General features: G+C 60.6%; 17 protein-coding genes. 12 read left to right on the top strand and 5 right to left on the bottom strand.

Annotation, left to right across the window (positions count from 1 at the left end; all coding sequences use genetic code 11):
- The first annotated feature begins 426 nt into the window (after nt 1–426).
- Nucleotides 427–942: a DoxX family protein gene (locus L8H52_RS25005; protein WP_242209208.1), complete on the top strand. Its 516-nt coding sequence runs from the start codon at nt 427–429 to the stop codon at nt 940–942.
- A 3-nt stretch (nt 943–945) separates the two neighbouring features.
- Here L8H52_RS25005 and L8H52_RS25010 read toward each other — a convergent pair whose 3' ends face one another.
- Nucleotides 946–2562, bottom strand: a complete 1617-nt coding sequence (locus L8H52_RS25010) for a L,D-transpeptidase family protein (RefSeq protein ID WP_242209209.1) — start codon at nt 2560–2562, stop codon at nt 946–948.
- Between the two features lie 151 nt (nt 2563–2713).
- Between L8H52_RS25010 and L8H52_RS25015 the strand changes: the two genes are divergently transcribed.
- The 5 genes from L8H52_RS25015 (at nt 2714) to L8H52_RS25035 (ending at nt 6757) form a co-directional block, all read left to right on the top strand.
- Nucleotides 2714–3427: a murein L,D-transpeptidase catalytic domain family protein gene (locus L8H52_RS25015; protein WP_186625430.1), complete on the top strand. Its 714-nt coding sequence runs from the start codon at nt 2714–2716 to the stop codon at nt 3425–3427.
- Nucleotides 3428–3687: 260 nt separating this feature from the next.
- Nucleotides 3688–3945, top strand: coding sequence for a DUF2790 domain-containing protein (locus L8H52_RS25020; protein ID WP_242209210.1), 258 nt, complete (start codon nt 3688–3690; stop codon nt 3943–3945).
- A gap of 9 nt (nt 3946–3954) precedes the next feature.
- The gene (locus tag L8H52_RS25025; RefSeq protein ID WP_064119333.1) at nt 3955–4626 is read left to right on the top strand and encodes a heavy metal response regulator transcription factor; all 672 of its coding nucleotides are present in this window, start codon (nt 3955–3957) and stop codon (nt 4624–4626) included.
- Entirely contained in the window at nt 4623–6026 is a 1404-nt protein-coding gene (locus tag L8H52_RS25030; RefSeq protein ID WP_242209211.1) for a heavy metal sensor histidine kinase, read from the top strand. Before L8H52_RS25025 ends, L8H52_RS25030 begins: the two co-directional genes overlap by 4 nt.
- A gap of 53 nt (nt 6027–6079) precedes the next feature.
- Complete coding sequence (locus L8H52_RS25035) at nt 6080–6757, top strand: hypothetical protein (RefSeq protein ID WP_242209212.1); 678 nt, start codon at nt 6080–6082, stop codon at nt 6755–6757.
- A 47-nt stretch (nt 6758–6804) separates the two neighbouring features.
- On the opposite strand, the gene L8H52_RS25040 is transcribed toward L8H52_RS25035, so the two are convergent.
- The gene (locus tag L8H52_RS25040) at nt 6805–8217 is read right to left on the bottom strand and encodes an MFS transporter (RefSeq protein WP_242209213.1); all 1413 of its coding nucleotides are present in this window, start codon (nt 8215–8217) and stop codon (nt 6805–6807) included.
- 103 nt (nt 8218–8320) lie between these two features.
- Between L8H52_RS25040 and L8H52_RS25045 the strand changes: the two genes are divergently transcribed.
- Nucleotides 8321–9208: a LysR family transcriptional regulator gene (locus L8H52_RS25045; protein WP_242209214.1), complete on the top strand. Its 888-nt coding sequence runs from the start codon at nt 8321–8323 to the stop codon at nt 9206–9208.
- Here L8H52_RS25045 and L8H52_RS25050 read toward each other — a convergent pair.
- Nucleotides 9205–9825, bottom strand: coding sequence for a cell wall hydrolase (locus L8H52_RS25050; protein ID WP_242209215.1), 621 nt, complete (start codon nt 9823–9825; stop codon nt 9205–9207). The two genes, L8H52_RS25045 and L8H52_RS25050, sit on opposite strands and share 4 nt — an antisense overlap.
- Nucleotides 9826–10024: 199 nt before the next feature.
- Here L8H52_RS25050 and L8H52_RS25055 point away from each other — a divergent pair, with 199 nt between their 5' ends.
- From L8H52_RS25055 to L8H52_RS25065, 3 genes are all read left to right on the top strand, one after another.
- Nucleotides 10025–10876: a CAP domain-containing protein gene (locus L8H52_RS25055; protein ID WP_242209216.1), complete on the top strand. Its 852-nt coding sequence runs from the start codon at nt 10025–10027 to the stop codon at nt 10874–10876.
- 323 nt (nt 10877–11199) lie between these two features.
- Nucleotides 11200–12198, top strand: a complete 999-nt coding sequence (gene moaA, locus L8H52_RS25060; protein ID WP_242209217.1) for a GTP 3',8-cyclase MoaA — start codon at nt 11200–11202, stop codon at nt 12196–12198.
- 36 nt (nt 12199–12234) lie between these two features.
- Nucleotides 12235–13131, top strand: a complete 897-nt coding sequence (locus L8H52_RS25065; protein ID WP_242209218.1) for a bestrophin family protein — start codon at nt 12235–12237, stop codon at nt 13129–13131.
- 134 nt (nt 13132–13265) lie between these two features.
- Here the strand turns inward: L8H52_RS25065 and glp are convergent, their stop codons facing one another.
- Together glp and moaB are read right to left on the bottom strand one after the other, a co-directional pair.
- Entirely contained in the window at nt 13266–14471 is a 1206-nt protein-coding gene (gene glp, locus L8H52_RS25070; protein ID WP_242209219.1) for a gephyrin-like molybdotransferase Glp, read from the bottom strand.
- The gene (gene moaB, locus L8H52_RS25075) at nt 14468–15007 is read right to left on the bottom strand and encodes a molybdenum cofactor biosynthesis protein B (RefSeq protein ID WP_242209220.1); all 540 of its coding nucleotides are present in this window, start codon (nt 15005–15007) and stop codon (nt 14468–14470) included. Before moaB ends, glp begins: the two co-directional genes overlap by 4 nt.
- A 286-nt stretch (nt 15008–15293) precedes the next feature.
- Between moaB and L8H52_RS25080 the strand changes: the two genes are divergently transcribed.
- Nucleotides 15294–16229: a LysR family transcriptional regulator gene (locus L8H52_RS25080; RefSeq protein ID WP_242209221.1), complete on the top strand. Its 936-nt coding sequence runs from the start codon at nt 15294–15296 to the stop codon at nt 16227–16229.
- Nucleotides 16230–16702: 473 nt separating this feature from the next.
- Entirely contained in the window at nt 16703–18046 is a 1344-nt protein-coding gene (gene chrA, locus L8H52_RS25085) for a chromate efflux transporter (RefSeq protein WP_242209222.1), read from the top strand.
- Nucleotides 18047–18369: the final 323 nt, after the last annotated feature.

Consider the following 18369-nt stretch of genomic DNA (forward strand, 5'->3'; position numbering starts at 1 on the left):
AGCCGACCGAGGTGTCTGGCGTCATCCATCAACCTGAAAATCCGAGTCGATTATGGATTCAACGAGGAACGCTCACGTCGGCGTACCTCTTCAATATCCCGCGGTCAGTCCCCTCTCCCTCCGGGAGAGGGTTAGGATGAGGGAGCCGACCGAGGTGTCTGGCGTAATCCATCGACCTGAAAGACTGAGTCGATTATGGATTCAGAAGAAAACTCTCACGTCGGCGTACCTCTTCAATATCCCGCGGTCAGTCCCCTCTCCCTCTGGGAGAGGGTTAGGGTGAGGGGCTTTTGACTGTATCGCACTGTATACCCCGAAGCCGCAGACACACCAAAAGCACAATCCGCCACCCCGCCGACACATCCCCGATACACCCCGACGCTGAAATGCCCCGGTAGATTTCATTCAATTCACCGGAGCTGCACCATGACCACCACCCTTTCCACCGCCGTCAAACATCTGCACCTGAACCTCGACCGCGCCGGCAGCTGGCTTGCCCCGCTGACGCTGCGCCTGTTCATCGCCTGGGAATTCTTCGAATCCGGGCTGGAGAAATTCAACGGGCAGAACTGGTTCGAAGACATTCAGGACAGATTCCCCTTCCCCTTCGATCAACTGCCGGCAACGCTGAACTGGGAACTGTCGATGTGGGCCGAGCTGATCTGCGCGCTGGCGATTCTGGTGGGTTTCGGTACGCGAATCTCAGCGATTTCGCTGATCGTGGTAACCGTCGTCGCCACCGCCGCCGTGCACTGGCCGGCCGATTGGTCGTCGTTGAGTGAACTGGCGCAGGGTTATGCGATCACCAACAAAGGCTTCGGCAACTTCAAGCTGCCGGCGATTTACCTCGCCGCGCTGCTGCCGCTGGTGTTCGCCGGGGCTGGCAAGTTGAGTGTCGATGCGTGGCTGGCGCGGGTGTTCTGGAACAGAAGCACCCGCTGAGGCTCAGTGCGCCCGGTCGAGTCCGGCGAGCAAGGCGCTGTCACGGCTGTAGATGTCCGGCGAGTAACGCACCCGGCCACTGCTGTCGACCTGCGCCGTCCAGTAGGTCATCAGGATCGGCACCGGCGCCGACAGGCGAAATTCGTGGGTGGTGCCGGTGGCCAGCAAGGTTTCGGTGCGAGCCTTTTCCGCCGGGGTCAGGAGCAGATCGCGCAGTTGCATCGGATGCTCGACCCGCACGCAGCCCGAACTGAAAGCACGCGGGCCTTTTTCGAACAGCGCCTTGCTCGGCGTGTCGTGCAGGTACACCGAGAACGGGTTGGGAAAGCGGATGACCATTTGCCCCAACGGATTGCGCGGCCCGGCGTCCTGGCGCAGAAGAATATTGCCGGGGTTGTCCCAGTCGATATCCGCTGCCGCCAGCGGCTGACCATTGGCGTCGAGCACTTGCAGGTTCTGCCGGCTAAGGAAGGTCTGGTCCTTGCGGATTTCCGGCAGTTTGTCTTCTTTCCAGATGGTTGGCGGCACGGTCCAGGTCGGGTTCAGGGTCAGGCGCGTCACCCGCGATTTCAGCAGCGGCGTCTGGCGTTCGGCGCGGCCCACCTGAGTACGCGTCTGCCACACCGGCACGCCGCCCTGATACAACGTCAGCTCAGCGGCGGCGACGTTGACCAGCAGGCCATTGGGCTCCATGTCCTGAGCCATCCAGCGGAAACGTTCAAGGTTGACGCGCAGTTGTTCGCGGCGGGTCAGCGGACTGATGTTGAGTTCGGCAATCGTCCCCGGCCCGACTACACCGTCAGCCTGAAGGGAATGATTGGCCTGAAAACTCTTCACGGCGTCGACCAGCACACCGTCATAGGCGTTGCCCGGTGTACCGATGGCGTGGGCCAGATAGCCCTCGCTGTACAAGCGCTGGGCCAGTTCCGGTACGCGTTTGTCTTCCATGGCCGGGCGCAGCAGCGGCCCGTTGCCCACCGCTTGCCACTGCGGCAAGGCTTTGAGCCGTTGCGCCGCATAGAGCTGACGCAAGTCCTGATATTGCGCCAGGCGCGGACGCGCCAGGTCGAACGCGGCAGGAATGTCGTGCATGCCCGGTACGGCGATGGCCAACAATTCCGCCTGACGGTCACGCGGGGTGTCGTCGGAATGCCACAGCGGTTCGAAGTGCGATTGCAGCAGGCGACCGTAATGCAAATCCTGCAGCGCTTGCAGGTAGTGGCGACTGATGTCGATGTCGGCGCACAACTCGCCATCCTGCGGCGCTGTCAGTGCGACCGGGTAGCGTTTCGGATTCAGACCATCGTCAGCCAAGAGCTGCAATTGACCGTGTAACGTCTGCAATCGTGCGGTTTCTCTGGCCCATACCGGCATCCAGTCCTGCTGTTCATAGAACGCTTGCAACTGCGTCAGCGCCGGGCCGTTGAGCTGTGCGGCAATCGCCGGGCATGACTGTGGCAGGCTGATCAACACAGCCTGCAACGGACTTTGTGGCTCGACCGGCATTTCCGCCGGCGGCGTCGGCAAGGTCTCCAGCGGCGGCAGCGGTTCATCGGCACAAGCGACAAACGGCGCAGCGAGCAAACAAATGCTCAAGTAGCATGCGTACTTTTTGAACAACTGCTTTACTCCAATCCATGGCCGTCTTGATGATGGCCAACCTTACATCAGGTGCGCTGAACAGTCAGGCTCGATCGACGGGCTTGCGGGTATTGACTGGGAGTCAGGAGCCAAAGTGCCAAATAAGTAGCAAGTGAGGACACTTTATAAAATGTTGACGTTTTTGCGCCGACTTCTGTTGACCACCGCGACCCTTGTCGCCGTGTCCAGTCCCGTTTTTGCCGCCGGCAAACCATCGCCGGTTCTCTACACCAGCCTCGCGCACGCCGCGCCAGAACTCAATCCCCAGGCGCTGAAAGGTGCCCTGAACGCCATGCAATGCGCGGTCAACAGCGGTGCGAAACCGTCCCGTCATCTGGCGATCATCGATTATTCGCAACCATCCACCGAACGCCGTCTATGGATTTTCGACCTGAGCAAACGAAAATTGGTGCTACGCGATCTGGTTGCCCACGGCTCCAACTCCGGGGAAAATTTCGCCACGCAGTTTTCCAATGTCGAAGGCAGCTATCAATCCAGCCTTGGCCTGTTCCGTACACAGGAAAGCTACGAAGGCACCCACGGTTATTCGCTGCGCATGGACGGTCTGGAGCCGGGTTTCAATGACATGGCCCGTGATCGCGCGATCGTCATTCACGCCGCCAGTTATGTGAACCCGTTGTGGAGCAAGAAACAGGGGCGCATCGGTCGCAGCCAGGGTTGCCCGGCAGTTCGGCCGCAGATTGCCAAGCAGGTGATCGACCGGTTGAAGAATGGCCAGTTCATGTTTTCGTGGTACCCGGATCAGCGCTGGTTGAAATCCTCGCCGTATCTGAACTGCCAGCCGCAGCAAGTGGCGAGCATCCTGAACACGCATGCGAGCTGAAGATCTCAACTTCACACAACCCACTGTGGGAGCGAGCTTGCTCGCGAAGAGGTCGGCACATTCAACATGTATGTCGCCTGACCTGACGCCTTCGCGAGCAAGCTCGCTCCCACAGGGTTAGCGTTTAGCCTGGAAAATCTTCACACACCGTTTCATTACAACTTTGTCATTCCGCTGTCGGTTTGCCGTGCGGATCGCTCGGTAGCCTGAAGTTGTCCCGGCGCCAATGCCGATCAACTCCGACCACTGAGTGACTGACCATGAAAACCCTTCTGCTCGCCTTCACCGCCCTCCTCGCCACCGGCAGCGCGTTCGCCGCGAACATGCCCGACACCGCCGTGATTCATGACAAATCCGGTTTCTACGTCAATCTGGATGTCGACAAAGTCCTGTCCAGCACCGATATTTCACAAGCGTGTGGCGTGGTCCCGGCGCAATTGAATTACCTCGACCATCAGGGCCGCGAGCATGTGCTGAACTATGACGTACAAGGCAGCGGCTGCATCAATGACCATTGAGACTGATCGATGAATATTCTGGTTGTCGAAGACGAACCCAAGGCAGGCAATTACCTGCTCAACGGTTTGCAGGAACTGGGTTACAGCGTCAGCCTCGCCCGCGACGGTGCCGACGGCTTGCACCTGGCGCTGGAACACAGTTTCGACGTGATTGTGCTCGATGTGATGATGCCCAGGATGGATGGCTGGGAAGTCCTGCGCCGGTTGCGCAAGGAAGCTGACACGCCGGTGCTGTTCCTCACCGCCCGCGATGACATCGCCGACCGCGTCAAAGGCCTCGAACTGGGCGCCGATGATTATCTGATCAAGCCGTTTTCCTTCGCTGAACTGGTGGCGCGCCTGCGCACCCTGACCCGCCGCGGGCCGATTCATGAAGACGAACAATTGCAAGTCGCCGATCTGCAGATTGACGTGCTGAAACGCCGCGTGAGCCGCGCCGGTGTGCGCATCACCTTGACCAACAAGGAGTTCGCGTTGCTGCAATTGTTCGCCAGCCATACCGGGCAGGTGCTGGCCCGTTCGCTGATCGCCTCGCGGGTCTGGGACATGAATTTCGACAGCGACACCAATGTGGTCGATGTCGCCGTGCGCCGCTTGCGGGCGAAAATCGATGATCCGTTCCAGCTCAAGCTGATCCACAGCGTGCGTGGCATCGGCTATCGCTTCGATACGCAGCCATGAATAGCCCTCGTCCGTATTCCCTGACCCTGCGCCTGGCGCTGGCCTTCGCCCTGCTCGCCTTCGCTTCGCTGGCCGGCCTCGGCGCCGCGCTGTATGGCGAACTGGAAGAACAACTGACTCGCCGCGACGACATCTCACTGGTCAGCCGCGTCGATCAACTGCGCACGTTCCTCAACGACAGCAACACCCTGGAACTGATCAAGAACAAACCCGCGCTGTTCCAGAACATGCTCGGCAACCGCGAAGCGCTGCTGACCATCGGCACGCCGGGGCAACCGCCGCTGCTGGTGGTCAACCCGGGTAATCTGAAGCCGCCGACGTTGCCGGCGGTGCCCATCGACCAGGCGATGACGCTCAAAGACGTGCAGCACCTGCCGAGCGTCGACGGTGTGCCGTTTTCGGCGGTGGCGGCGAGTATCGACTCCGGCGAACTGGGCAATCTGCAAGTCACCACCGGGCGCCTGATGAGCGAGCGCACCGCAATGCTCGCCAATTACCGTTTGAGCGTTTATGGCCTCGCCTCGCTGGCGGCGCTGCTGCTGGCGGTGGTGGGTTGCCTGTTGGTGTATCGCGGTTTGCTGCCGTTGCGGCGCCTGGCGAAACACGCCCACGGTATCGGCGTCGGCAACCTTGGCGAACGTCTCGACAGTCACGGTTCCCCGCGAGAATTGCAGCCGATGATCGAAGCTTTCAATGCCATGCTCGATCGGCTCGCCAAGGGCTTCGCACAACTGAGTCAGGTGTCCACCGACATGGCCCACGAGTTGCGCACACCGATCAACAATCTGCTCGGCGAAACCCAGGTTGCGCTGCAGCAGAACCGCAGTGTCGAGGCCTATCAGCAATTGCTCGCCTCCAACGTCGAAGAGCTCGAACGTTTGACGCGCATGCTCGACAACATGCTGTTTCTCGCCCGCACCGATCCGGCCAGCGCCTTGAGCCAACGCCAGGAGCTGGACGCGGCGGATGAGATGCAGCGCATTGCCGATTATTTTGAAGGGCTGGCGGCGGATGTCGGGGTGAGCATCGAGGCGCGCGGCAGCGGTGTGATCTGGGCCGAGCCGATGCTGCTGCGCCGCGCGCTGGCCAACCTGTGCGCCAATGCGATCAAGTACGGCGCGGCGGATTCGACGGTGCAGGTGGAGGCGATTGCCGAGGTGGACGGCAGTTACTTGCGGGTGAGCAACCAAGGCGCAACCATTGCCCCTGAACATCTGACGCGACTGTTCGAACGCTTCTACCGCGTTGATCAGTCCCGTGAGCGTTCAGCACAATCGAATGGGCTGGGCCTGTCGATCGTGGCAACCATCATGCAGTTGCATCAGGGCCGCTACAGCGCCAGCAGTGCCAATGGCATCACCTGCTTCGAACTGTTCTTCCCCGCCCGGCAATCAACATAAATCGCCGAAACACCACAAATCCCTGTGGGAGCGAGCTTGCTCGCGAAAGCGGTGTGTCAGTCTCTGAAGATATTGCCTGTGCCGGCCTCTTCGCGAGCAGGCTCGCTCCCACATTTGATCTCGGTTTGGCCGAAGATCTACCGATCAACCCGATCCCCTGTGGGAGCGAGCTTGCTCGCGAAAGCGGTGTGTCAGTCTCTGGAGATATTGGCTGTGCTGGCCTCTTCGCGAGCAAGCTCGCTCCCACATTTGATCTCGATTCGGCCGAAAATCCACTGATCAACCCAATCCCCTGTGGGAGCGAGCCTGCTCGCGAAAGCGGTGTGTCAGTCTCTGGAGATATTGGCTGTGCCGGCCTCTTCGCGAGCAGGCTCGCTCCCACATTTGATCTCGGTGCGGCCGAAAATCCACTGATCAACCCAATCCCCTGTGGGAGCGAGCTTGCTCGCGAAAGCGCAGTGTCAGTCTCTGGTGATATTGCCTGTGCCGACCTCTTCGCGAGCAGGCTCACTCCTATATTTGATCTCGGTTCGGCGGAAAACCCACTAATCAACCCTGTCCCCTGTGGGAGCGAGCCTGCTCGCGAAAGCGGAGTGTCAGTCTCTGGTGATATTGGCTGTGCCGACCTCTTCGCGAGCAAGCTCGCTCCCACATTTGATCTCGATTCGGCCGAAGATCTACTGATCAACCCGATCCCACATTTGATCTCGGTGCGGCCGAAAATCCACTGATCAACCCGACCCCCTGTGGGAGCGAGCCTGCTCGCGAAAGCGGTGTGTCAGTCACCGGAGATATTGGCCGTGCCGGCCTCTTCGCGAGCAGGCTCGCGCCTACAGTTGAACTGTGCTCGGCTGATGATCAACGCCATGAGCATCAACGCCACCGCTACGCCAAAAGTGATGTGCAAGCCGCTGGCAATCGCCGTTGCCGGCGCCTGCGTTGGATCGCCCGCTGCCAGCGCAAACACCGCGCCCATCACCGCCGCGCCAGTGATCAAACCGAGGTTGCGCGCCAACCCGAGCATCGCCGAGACCACGCCACGCTGCTGCTGACTGACCCCCGCCATCAATCCGGTGTTGTTGGCCGCCTGGAACAACGCGTAACTGGCGGCAATCACCATGATCGGCATTACGTACGCGGGCAGTCCCAGACTCATGGGCAGGAGTGCCAGCAAGCTGCAGCCGCCGGCCATCCCGAGCAACGCGCCCGGCACGATCCGTCGCGCGCCGAAGCGATCCACCAAACGTCCCGCGGGTACTCCACTCAACGCCGACAACAATGGTCCGATCGATAACGCCACTCCGACCATTGTGCTGCTAAGGCCCAAACCCCGGTGCAGGTAAAATGGACCGACCACCAGCGTGGTCATCATCACCGTCGTCACCAGCAACGTCAGCGCCAGACTGCTGCTCAGTCGCACGTCGCGAAACAGCGACAAACGAATCAGCGGCGACTTGGCCTTCATCTCGACCACGATGAACAATCCTGCGCCGCACAGGCTGGCCAGCAGCAATGGCAACATCAAACCTTCAAGCGTCATTGCCAGCGCATAGGCCGCCAGCGTCAGCACCAAGACTGTGCTGCCAGAATAATCGAACGCTGCACGCGGCCCTGTTGCCCGATCCGCTGGCAAAAAGCGGTACACCAGCCAAATATTGAGCAACCCCAACGGCAGGTTGAGCAGAAATATCGCCTGCCAACCGACATGCGTCATCAACAGCCCGCCCAGCGACGGCCCAAGACTGGTGCCGGTCGCCGACATCGTTGCCAGCAACCCCATCGCGCTGCCCGCCCGCGATTTGGGCACGGCTTCTGACACCAGGGCCACCGTCAAGGCGAACATGATCGCCGCGCCAACGCCTTGCACCGCCCGCGCGCCAATCAGCCAGCCCAGTCCCGGAGCCAACGCGCAAGCCAACGAGGCGCTGGTGAAAATGCCGATCCCGATCAGCAGCAATCGCCGCCGACCAAAACCATCGCCCAGACGCCCGACGCTGACAATCAACGTGGTGATCGCCAGCAAATACGCCAGAACGATCCACTGCACCTGTTGAAAGGTCGCCGCAAACGCCGACGCCAGAATCGGCAACCCGGCGTTGGCGACGCTGGTGTCCAGTGACGGCATCAACATTGACAAGGCCAGACTGGTCAGCGCCCAGCGGGCAGGTGTGCTCAGGGATTCGTGGGACATGGCGGGCTCACAATGCAAAGGTGACCCGCCATAGCCTGAGCCTCGACAAGACACGGCGCAAGACGCATGCTTTGCACTCAATACCTGCACGGAACGCCATGTCATGACTGCGCCGGACCTGAACCTGCTGATCACCCTCGACGTCTTGCTGCGCGAAGGCAGCGTCGCCCGTGCCGCCAAATGTCTGCGGCTGAGCCCATCGGCCATGAGTCGCGCCCTCGCCCGTTTGCGCGAAACCACCGGGGATCCGTTATTGGTGCGCGCGGGTCGAGGTTTGGTGCCAACGCCGCGCGCACTGGAATTGCGCGAACGGGTCAGTCATCTGGTGCAAGACGCCGAGGCGGTGTTACGACCTGCCGAAGTGCTCGATCCCGGCCGTTTGCAACGCACCTTCACCCTGCGCAACACCGATGGTTTTGTCGAAACCTTCGCCGCCGCCCTGCTCGCGCGCATCGCTGAAGAGGCGCCCGGCGTGCGCTTGCGCTTTGTGCAGAAGGCCGACAAGGACAGCACGCCGCTGCGCGAAGGCCGCGTCGATCTGGAAACCGGCGTGGTCGATGACAGCACCGACCCGACGCTGCACAGCCGCATCCTGTTTCAGGATCAGTGGATTGGTGTGGTGCGTGAGGGGCATGCCTTGAGCACGGGAAAAATCACCAGCAAGCGCTTTGCCGGCGGCGAGCACATTCTCATTTCACGACGCGGGCGCAGCAGCGGCCCGGTCGACGAAGCGCTACTCACGCTCGGCCTGACGCGGGATATCGTCACCTCATTCGGCGGATTCTCGGCAGCGCTGACGCTGGTACGCGAATCAGACCTGATCGCCACCGTTCCCCAACGTCATACCAGCAAACTGCGCACCGGCCTGCACAGTTTCGCCCTGCCCTTCACGATGCCGGACATCAGCGTGTCGATGCTCTGGCACCCGCGCATGGATGCAGACCCGGCGCATCGCTGGCTGCGCGATTGTGTCCGGCAGGTCTGCGCTTAACGCGCGTCACCACCGGCCGGTTTGTAGAAGAGAAATTTCCCGGTTTCGGCAGTCTTGCGGTACTCCTTGGCCCAGCTCGGATGCACGTTGCGGTCGTGGAAATACAGCGCGCCGTTGGTGCGATCCTTGAGTTGGCGATTCAGTGCTTTGCGGGCGATATCCTTGGCCAGCGTGTATTCGGCATCTTCCTTGACCTGATCCGGTTTGCCGTCGCACCACCAGGAAAACTGGCAGCTCTTGGTTTCCGAACCTTGTTTGACGACAGCGCAGACCGTGTCCGGGAAGCCCTCGTGACCGAGGCGATTCATCACCACACTGGCCACGGCTTCCATTTCCGGGGTGTCTTTGCCTTTGGCTTCCCAATAGATACTGCGCGCCAGACAGGTGATCGGATCGTCCAGCGGCGCCGCGCCGGCCGGGTCGACCGCTTGCACTTCGGTCGGGGTGATCGCTTCGGCTTTCGGCGCCGGCGCGGCGCTGACTTTGTCCGCCGCTTTCTCTTCCAGCACTTGTGCTTTTTCTTCAGCCTTCGCTTTGATCGGAGCCTGATCGGTGGCCCATGCAGAGCCTGCCAACAGGGTGAATACGAGACAACCCGCCCAGCCTTTCAATCCCATGTCTGTTCTTCCGGCAGCGCCCGAGTCGGGCAAGGTGTTACGTCGGGGAGACACCCGGTTTCCGGGGTCTTCGGTGAGTGTAGACGGCAAATACAAATGCAAAGTTGCGCAGAAAAACGGCTGGATGAAGAAAAAAGACATTGCACTCACCGGGGTCGTTTCGCGCATCATGGGCGCATTCAGCTCAAGGGAGATTTCCATGCGCTTCATGCCATCCGTTTTGCGTCTTGCCGCGTTGTCCGTGGGCGTTATGTTTGCCATTCCGGCCATGGCCGGCGATGAGTCGCAATTGATCGAGTCGATCAACAGCTACCGTAGCCAACCACAGCGTTGCGGTTCGCAGGCGTCGAATGAACTGCCACCGTTGTCGGCTGATCCACGGCTGAGATTACGCGCCACCGGTGCCGTCGATCTGCAGCAAGCCATGGCCAGCGCCAGTTACCCGATGGTCAATGTGCAGGCGATCACCCTTAACGGCCCGCGCGATGCGGCGTCGGCGATGCAGGCGATCAAGGAAAGCTTCTGTCAGGTGGTGCTTGATCCGCAGTTTGTCGATGTCGGTGTCAGCCGTGATGACCGTGACTGGCGCATCGTGCTGGCGCGGCCGCTGCTGTCGGCCAAGTTGGGCGATGCGCAAAGTGAGGGGCAGAAATTGCTCAGTGAACTCAACGTTGCCCGCAGCCAGGCGCGGCAGTGTGGCGGCCAGGCTTTCGCCGCTGCCGCACCGCTGGCCTGGAACGCGACACTGGGCACGATCGCCCAGGATCACAGCCGCGACATGGCCAACAACAATTACTTCGACCACAAGGACCGCGACGGCCGTACCCCGGGCGATCGCGCGGAACTCGCCGGTTACAGCGGCCAACAGGTCGGCGAAAACATCGCCGCCGGGCAAGACACCGTGCACAAAGTCGTCGAAGGCTGGCTCGCCAGCCCCGGCCATTGCGCCAACCTGATGAACCCGCAATACCAGGAACTCGGCGCCGCTTACGCGACCGACCCGAAAAGCAGCGCGGGGATCTACTGGACCGCAATGTTCGGCGCGCAGTAACCCGCTCTCAAGTTCACCACCCTCCCCTGTGGGAGCGAGCTTGCTCGCGAAGAGGCCAGTACATTCAACATCAACGTTGTCTGACCTGACGCCTTCGCGAGCAGGCTCGCTCCCACAGTGATCGGTGCAATCCCCGTCATTCTTGGCCAACACAGCTCCCTCAGTGCCAAGCGGTGTATCCATGATCTGTGATACTCAAGAATCGGGTCATCGATGGCGTCAATCGATCAGTCACTCACAGTGATTGGACGCCATGGAACGTTGCCCATAACCTACGTTGCCCCCACGCTTTCCACAGCGGTTTTCATTCCTGCGAGGCTTCCTTGTCAGAGCGCGTCTTGATCGATGGTTACAACCGCCGCGTCGACTATCTGCGCATGTCGGTGACCGACCGCTGCGACTTCCGCTGCGTCTATTGCATGGCCGAAGACATGCAGTTTCTGCCACGGCAAAAAATCCTCACCCTGGAAGAGATCTATCAACTGGCGCAGAGCTTCGTGGCGCTCGGCACACGCAAGATTCGCCTCACCGGTGGCGAGCCGCTGATCCGTCCGGGCGTGGTCAAGTTGTGCGAGCAGATCGCCGCCCTGCCCGGCCTGCGCGAGTTGTGCATGACCACCAATGGCTCGCAACTGGGCAAACTGGCCGCGCCGCTGTTCGATGCCGGGGTCAAACGCCTGAACATCAGCCTCGACAGCCTCGATCCGCAGCGCTTCAAACAGATGACCCGCACCGGCGATCTGGCGCAGGTGATCAACGGCATCGATGCCGCACGCAAGGCCGGTTTTACCCGCACTAAACTCAACGTTGTGGTGATGCAGGGCCGCAATGATCAGGAGATCAACGATCTGGTCCGCTTTGCGATCGACCGTCAGCTCGACGTCTCTTTCATCGAAGAGATGCCGCTGGGGATCATCAGCGAACACAGCCGCGCCGAGTCGTTTTTCTCCAGCGCGCAGGTGCGCGAAAAAATCGCCGAGCGCTATACCCTGATTGACTCTGCCGAGTCGACTCAAGGCCCGTCGCGCTACTGGCGGCTGGCCGAGGCGCCGGAGATTCGCCTGGGTTTTATCTCACCGCACAGCCACAACTTTTGTGGCACCTGCTACCGTGTGCGCCTCACCGTCGAAGGGCGCCTGCTACTGTGTCTGGGTAACGAGCATTCGGTGGATCTCAAAGCGGTGCTGCGTGCGCACCCGGGGCAACCGCAGCGGCTGGAGAAAGCCATCGTCGAGGCGATGAAACTCAAGCCGTATCGGCACAATTTCGAAGTGAACGATGATGTTCAGGTCGTGCGCTTCATGAACATGACCGGCGGCTGATCCCGCCAGTTTCATCGGTTATCGGAACCGCACAGCATGATCATCAGACCCAAGGTCAGCCAGTTCGCCATCCTCTTCACCCTCAAGGGTTCGATTGCCAAGCGCATCGCCATGCGCACGTTGATGGTCACCCTGCTCGCCTCGGCCATCGTGCTGGTGGAAATCCTTCATCCGAGCAACTTCACCAAGGTCAATGCCACGCCGTTTACCTTGCTCGGTTTGTCACTGTCGATCTTCATGAGTTTTCGCAACAACGCCTGTTATGACCGCTGGTATGAGGCGCGCAAGGCCTGGGGCGAGGTGATCGTGCACATTCGTTCGGTGATTCGTGAAACCCATGTGATTCGTGAGTCGGCTGAGCGCAAGCCGTTGCTGCTAAATCTGTGTGGCTTTGCTCATGCGTTGAACGCGCGGCTGCGCAAGGAAAGCGAAGCGGACGCCAGCAGCCAATGGATTACGCCCAAACCTGATCCGCAGACGCCGGATTACAGCGGGCGGATTCTGCAAACGGTTGGTCAGCAGTGCTCCGATCTGCATCAAAACGGTGAGCTGACGGAGTGGCGCTACATGTTGCTGGCCAATCACCTGACCAGCCTGACTCAGGCGCAAGCAGTGTGTGAGCGGATCAAGACCACGCCACTGCCGTTTCCTTACACGCTATTGCTGCACCGGACGATTTATCTGTTCTGCATCCTGCTGCCGTTTGCCATGGCTGAACCGCTGGGCTGGCTGACGCCGCTGTTTACGGCGATTGTCAGCTACACATTTTTTGGCCTGGATGCGATTGCCGATGAACTTGAAGACCCGTTTGGCCGCGACGAAAACGACCTGCCGACCGATGCGCTGGTGCGCACCATCGAGCGCGACATCCTCGCCGAGCTTGGCGCAGAGGTACCGCCAGCGTTGAAGCCGGTGGACTATGTGCTGAGCTGAGCCTTCTCTCCAGACACCCCGAAACCCTGTGGGAGCGAGCTTGCTCGCGAAGGCGTCAGGTCAGACAACACTGTGTTGAATGTGCCGGCCTCTTCGCGAGCAGGCTCGCTCCCACAGGTTGAATTTGTGTTAGGTCAGAAGAGTTCGTTGAAGGGGATGAAGCGCAGCGGGTCGCCGAGGTTGTGCGTGCTGTTCTCAGGGATTTCCACCAGGCCGTCGGCCCAGGTTGCGCCGAGCAGAACGCCGGAGCTTTGATTCGGATAAAGCACCGCTCGCCCCGCCTCCAGTTTCACCCGCAGGTATTCACGGCGGCCGCCAGCCTTGTGCCAGTCGAAGCCCGCGCAGACCGTAAAACTCAGCGGCATGACGTCTTCGACACCTTGTATGCGCAGCAAATACGGCCGCGCCAACAACCCGAACGTCACCAGTGCCGAGGTCGGATTACCCGGCAGGCCAATCACCGGCACCGTACCGAAATGCCCGACTGTCAGCGGTTTTCCAGGCTTGATCGCCAGTTTCCACAACAACGGTTTACCGCTGTCACGCAGCACTTGCCCGAGGCAATCGGCATCACCGGCAGACACGCCGCCCGTAGTCAGAATCAGATCCGCGCTCACTTGCAGTTGCTCAAGTTTGAGCCGCGTCTGCGCCGGGCGATCCGGGAGGATGCCGGCGTCGATCACCTCGCAGCCCAACTCACGCAACCAGTGGCCGAGCAATACGCGGTTGCTGTTGTAGATGCTGCCGGGGCGCAACGGCTGACCCGGTTCGACCAGTTCATCACCGGTCGACAGCAGCGCCACACGCGGGCGCCGCACCACGTGCAGGTGCGCCAGCCCTTGCCCGGCGGCGACCGCCAGTTCGAACGGCCCAAGGCGCTTGCCGGCCCGCAGCAGGATGTCGCCGACGCGATTTTCCTGACCTTGCGCGCGGATGTTCTGCCCCGCTTTCAGCGGCTGCAAGAAGCGCACGCGACCGTCCTCCAGCACTTCGACGTTCTCCTGCATCTCGACGCAGGTGGCGCCGGGCGGCAGCGGCGCGCCGGTAAAAATTCGTGCGCAGGTGCCGGGCAGCAACGTGTCCGGCGCCAGCCCGGCGTAAGCCTTTTGCGAGACCTTCAGCGGCTGTCGGTGCAGATCGGCAAGATTGAGCGCATAACCGTCCATGGCGCTGTTCGGCCAGGGCGGCAAATCGAGAGTCGCCACCAGATCACTGGCCAGCACCCGGCCCCGCGCGTCATCCAGCGCCAGCACTTCGCTGTCTGCCAACGTTTGCTGAACAGCCATGCGCAACAACTGGTCGAGTGCGTCGTCGACCGGCATCAAGGGTGAACGATTCATCCACGTGTTCCGCAGGCTTGCATCGCTTTCAGGTGCGGAACGAAGTTGCACGGGCGATGACGGTTATCCAGTTGCTCGGCCAGAATGCCTTCCCACGCCGTACGGCAAGCACCGGTCGAGCCCGGCAGGCAGCACACCAGCGTGCCGTTCGACAGCCCGGCCAACGCGCGGCTTTGTACGGTGGAGGTGCCAATATCCAGAATCGAGATCGCGCGGAACAGTTCGCCAAACCCGTCAATTTGCTTATCAAACAAGCAGGCCACCGCTTCCGGCGTGCTGTCGCGACCGGTGAAGCCAGTGCCGCCAGTAATCAGCACCACTTGAACGGTGTCGTCGGCAATCCAGTTCGCCACCTGTGCGCGGATCTTGTACAGATCGTCCTTGAGCAAGTTGCGCTCGCTCAACGTATGACCGGCCTCCAGCAAGCGACTGACCAGCAACTGGCCCGAGGTATCGCTGGCGTAATCGCGGGTATCGCTGACCGTCAGCACGGCAATATTCAGGGGGACAAACAGGGCATCCGCTTTGGCGCTCATGGCACTCTCCGGCAGTAATTAATCAGATTGCCGAGCAGCCTAAGTGCCACTTATGAGTACTGTCTAATCACTCTGGCCAACCACATTATCGAGCGGCTCTATCGGTGCCTTTCACAGTGTTCAGAGCCAGCAAAACCGTGGCTGATAGAGCCGATCGATAGTCACTTGAACACTTCCGATTGGACGGATAACCGTTCAAGTGAGATCGTCGCACCCTGCGCTTTCGTGCGTCTCGCGCATCTGCGTCAATACCCAATCAAAAATTTTCCATCAAGCAGGTGCCATCGTGGACATCAAACAACTCAAGTTCCTGATCGCACTGGACGAAACCCGACACTTCGGCCAGGCCGCCGCACGCTGCCACATCACCCAACCGACGTTGTCGATGCGCCTGCGCAATCTGGAGGACGAACTGGATCTGGTGCTGGTCAACCGTGGCCAGCGCTTTGAGGGTTTCACCCAGGCCGGCGAGCGCGTGCTGGCCTGGGCGCGCACGTTGCTGGCGGCGCATGACGGTCTGTTCGCCGAAGCCGCAGCGTGTCGCGGGCAGCTGGTGGGTAGTTTGCGTCTGGGTCTGGTGCCGCTCAGTAGCTTCAATCCGGTCAATTACATTCAGGGTTTGTCCGGCACTTATCCAGAGTTGAAGTTCAGTCTGTCGTCGCTCAGTTCCGACGAGATCATCGCCAGGCTGGGCAACAATCAACTCGATCTGGGCGTGTGCTACCTGGACCACGTCAACCCGAGCTATTTCGAATTCTTCGAGATCGGCGAAACCCGTGTCGGCCTGCTCTACGACAACCGCCACTTCCATTTCGAAGGCACGGACATGAGCTGGGAAGACGCCGCCGAATTGCCGCTGGGAATGATCACCGCCGGCATGCATTACCGCAAATCCATTGACTTGAGCTTTCGCAGCCGTGGGCTCAGTCCGCAGCCGATCATGGAAAGCGATTCGACCTATCAGTTGTTGCAGGCGATTCACCAAGGTTTCTGCTGCGCGATCATGCCGCTGGACAGTGGCCTGGAAGAGCCGATCGAATACCTGTCGTTCATGCAACTGCCGGATGCCAGTGTGCTGGCGCCGCTGGGGCTGGTGATGCGCAAGACCGAGCCGCGTTCGGCGATTGCCGAGAAGTGTTTTGCCGAGGCGCGGAAGTTGTTTGGGTGTGGCGTCGCGCTGGAGTCTGGCGCATACCTGAAAAGCAAAAGCCCCTCACCCTAGCCCTCTCCCCGAGGGAGAGGGGACTGATTGGGGGATATTGCAGAAGTACGCCGACCTGAAATGGCGGAGGTGAATCCATAATCGATGGGATCTGTCAGATCGATGGACGATGCCAGACGCCTGCGTCAGCCCCTGCGGCTGATAACCAAATCCATAATCGACCCGATCTTCCAGGTCGATGGATAACGCCAGACACCCCGGTCGGCCCCCTCTCCCTCTGACCCTTCGCTGATAACCCAATCCATAATCACCCCGATCTTCCAGGTCGATGGATAACGCCAGACACCCCGGTCGGCCCCCTCTCCCTTTGCCCCTTAGCTGATAACCAAATCCATAATCGACTCGATCTTTCAGGTCGATGGATAACGCCAGACACCTCGGTCGGCCCCCTCTCCCTCTGGGAGAGGGCTGGGGTGAGGGTTGAAAGTCTGATTAGATAGCCGCTCCGCCAGGATTCGCCCCCGGAGTCACGCTTGAGCACAGCGCCGAACAACCTGCCCCGTCCCGACCCCGTCACCCTGCGCCAGGCCTGGCGTTTCTGGCTGAAACTCGGCTGCATCGGTTTCGGCGGCCCGGCCGGGCAGATCGCGATCATGCATCAGGAGTTGGTCGAGCGTCGGCGCTGGATCTCCGAAAAGCGTTTCCTGCACGCACTCAACTACTGCATGTTGCTGCCCGGCCCCGAGGCCCAGCAATTGGCGACTTACATCGGCTGGCTGCTGCATCGCACCTGGGGCGGAGTCATCGCCGGCACGCTGTTTGTGCTGCCGTCGTTGTTCATTCTGATCGCCTTGTCCTGGCTATACGTCGCTTTCGGTGATGTGCCAGCAGTGGCCGGGGTGTTTTACGGAATCAAACCGGCGATCACCGCAATTGTGTTGCACGCCGCGCATCGCATCGGCTCGCGTGCATTGAAGAATGCGTGGCTATGGGCGATTGCCGGGGCATCGTTCGTGGCGATTTTCGCCTTCAATGTGCCCTTCCCCTTGATCGTCCTTGGGGCCGCGTTGATCGGCTATCTGGGCGGACGATTCGCGCCACAGCGGTTCAGCCATGGCGGTCAACGCAATAGCGAAAAATCCTTCGGCCCGGCGCTGATCAACGACGATACCCCGGCGCCCGAACACGCCCGTTTCAGCCTGGCGAAGCTGCTGCGTCTGGCGTTGATCGGCGCAGTGCTCTGGTGTTTGCCCATGGCGTTATTGACGGCGTTGTTCGGCTGGAACGGCACGTTCACGCAAATGGCCTGGTTCTTCACCAAAGCCGCGCTGCTCACGTTTGGCGGCGCCTACGCCGTGCTGCCTTACGTCTATCAGGGCGCCGTCGGGCATTACGGCTGGTTGACGCCGGCGCAGATGATCGACGGCCTCGCGCTCGGCGAAACCACCCCGGGCCCGCTGATCATGGTGGTGGCGTTTGTCGGTTTCGTCGGTGCCTATGTGCAACCGACGTTTGGCCCAGAACATGCCTTTGCCGCCGGGGCGCTGGCGGCAACACTGGTGACCTGGTTCACCTTCCTGCCTTCGTTTCTGTTCATCCTCGCCGGCGGGCCGCTGGTGGAGTCGACGCACAACGAACTGAAGTTCACCGCACCGCTGACGGCAATCACTGCCGCCGTGGTCGGTGTGATTGTGAATCTGGCGTGTTTCTTCGCTTATCACGTGTTGTGGCCAAACGGTTTTGCCGGGGCGCTGGATGTGTTTTCACTGATGCTGGCAGTTGCGTCGGCGCTGGCGCTGTTCGTTTTCAAACGCGGCGTGATCAGTGTGTTGATCGTTTGCGCCCTCGCCGGGCTGGGCTTTCACCTGATGCGCTGAACCCTGGCCTGTGAATCTCCCGTTTACACGCCCGCGAATTCCCCCTTACTATCCGGGCACACCGGTCGGCGGGTCAGCCCGCCACCGACGTTTTCCGCCAACGGAAACACGCGTTATGAGTACGTCACTACAACAAGCAGAATCGTTGAACGTCTCTACCCTGCGCGCCCTCTCTCACAGGGGCGGCGTATGAATCGTATCGTCAATCTCCCCATGGCCCTGCGCCGTTCCAAGCTGCGTCACTCCGCACGCCCGCCGGATATCGCCCGGTCTGTCTGATCGCGTCCGTTAAAGAACCGCGACAGCCCCCAACTTCTTGATAT

The organism is Pseudomonas sp. CROZ-RG-20F-R04-15 (assembly GCF_022662375.1).
Lineage (GTDB): Bacteria > Pseudomonadota > Gammaproteobacteria > Pseudomonadales > Pseudomonadaceae > Aquipseudomonas.

Excerpts from the sequence above, each read along its gene's own strand:
- L8H52_RS25055 (WP_242209216.1), top strand. The coding sequence starts at position 10,025 with ATGCGCTTCATGCCATCCGTTTTGCGTCTTGCCGCGTTGTCCGTGGGC.
- L8H52_RS25045 (WP_242209214.1), top strand. The coding sequence starts at position 8,321 with ATGACTGCGCCGGACCTGAACCTGCTGATCACCCTCGACGTCTTGCTG.
- L8H52_RS25040 (WP_242209213.1), bottom strand. The coding sequence starts at position 8,217 with ATGTCCCACGAATCCCTGAGCACACCTGCCCGCTGGGCGCTGACCAGT.
- L8H52_RS25050 (WP_242209215.1), bottom strand. The coding sequence starts at position 9,825 with ATGGGATTGAAAGGCTGGGCGGGTTGTCTCGTATTCACCCTGTTGGCA.
- L8H52_RS25020 (WP_242209210.1), top strand. The coding sequence starts at position 3,688 with ATGAAAACCCTTCTGCTCGCCTTCACCGCCCTCCTCGCCACCGGCAGC.
- glp (WP_242209219.1), bottom strand. The coding sequence starts at position 14,471 with ATGAATCGTTCACCCTTGATGCCGGTCGACGACGCACTCGACCAGTTG.
- L8H52_RS25025 (WP_064119333.1), top strand. The coding sequence starts at position 3,955 with ATGAATATTCTGGTTGTCGAAGACGAACCCAAGGCAGGCAATTACCTG.
- L8H52_RS25065 (WP_242209218.1), top strand. The coding sequence starts at position 12,235 with ATGATCATCAGACCCAAGGTCAGCCAGTTCGCCATCCTCTTCACCCTC.
- L8H52_RS25005 (WP_242209208.1), top strand. The coding sequence starts at position 427 with ATGACCACCACCCTTTCCACCGCCGTCAAACATCTGCACCTGAACCTC.
- L8H52_RS25015 (WP_186625430.1), top strand. The coding sequence starts at position 2,714 with ATGTTGACGTTTTTGCGCCGACTTCTGTTGACCACCGCGACCCTTGTC.
- moaB (WP_242209220.1), bottom strand. The coding sequence starts at position 15,007 with ATGAGCGCCAAAGCGGATGCCCTGTTTGTCCCCCTGAATATTGCCGTG.
- L8H52_RS25030 (WP_242209211.1), top strand. The coding sequence starts at position 4,623 with ATGAATAGCCCTCGTCCGTATTCCCTGACCCTGCGCCTGGCGCTGGCC.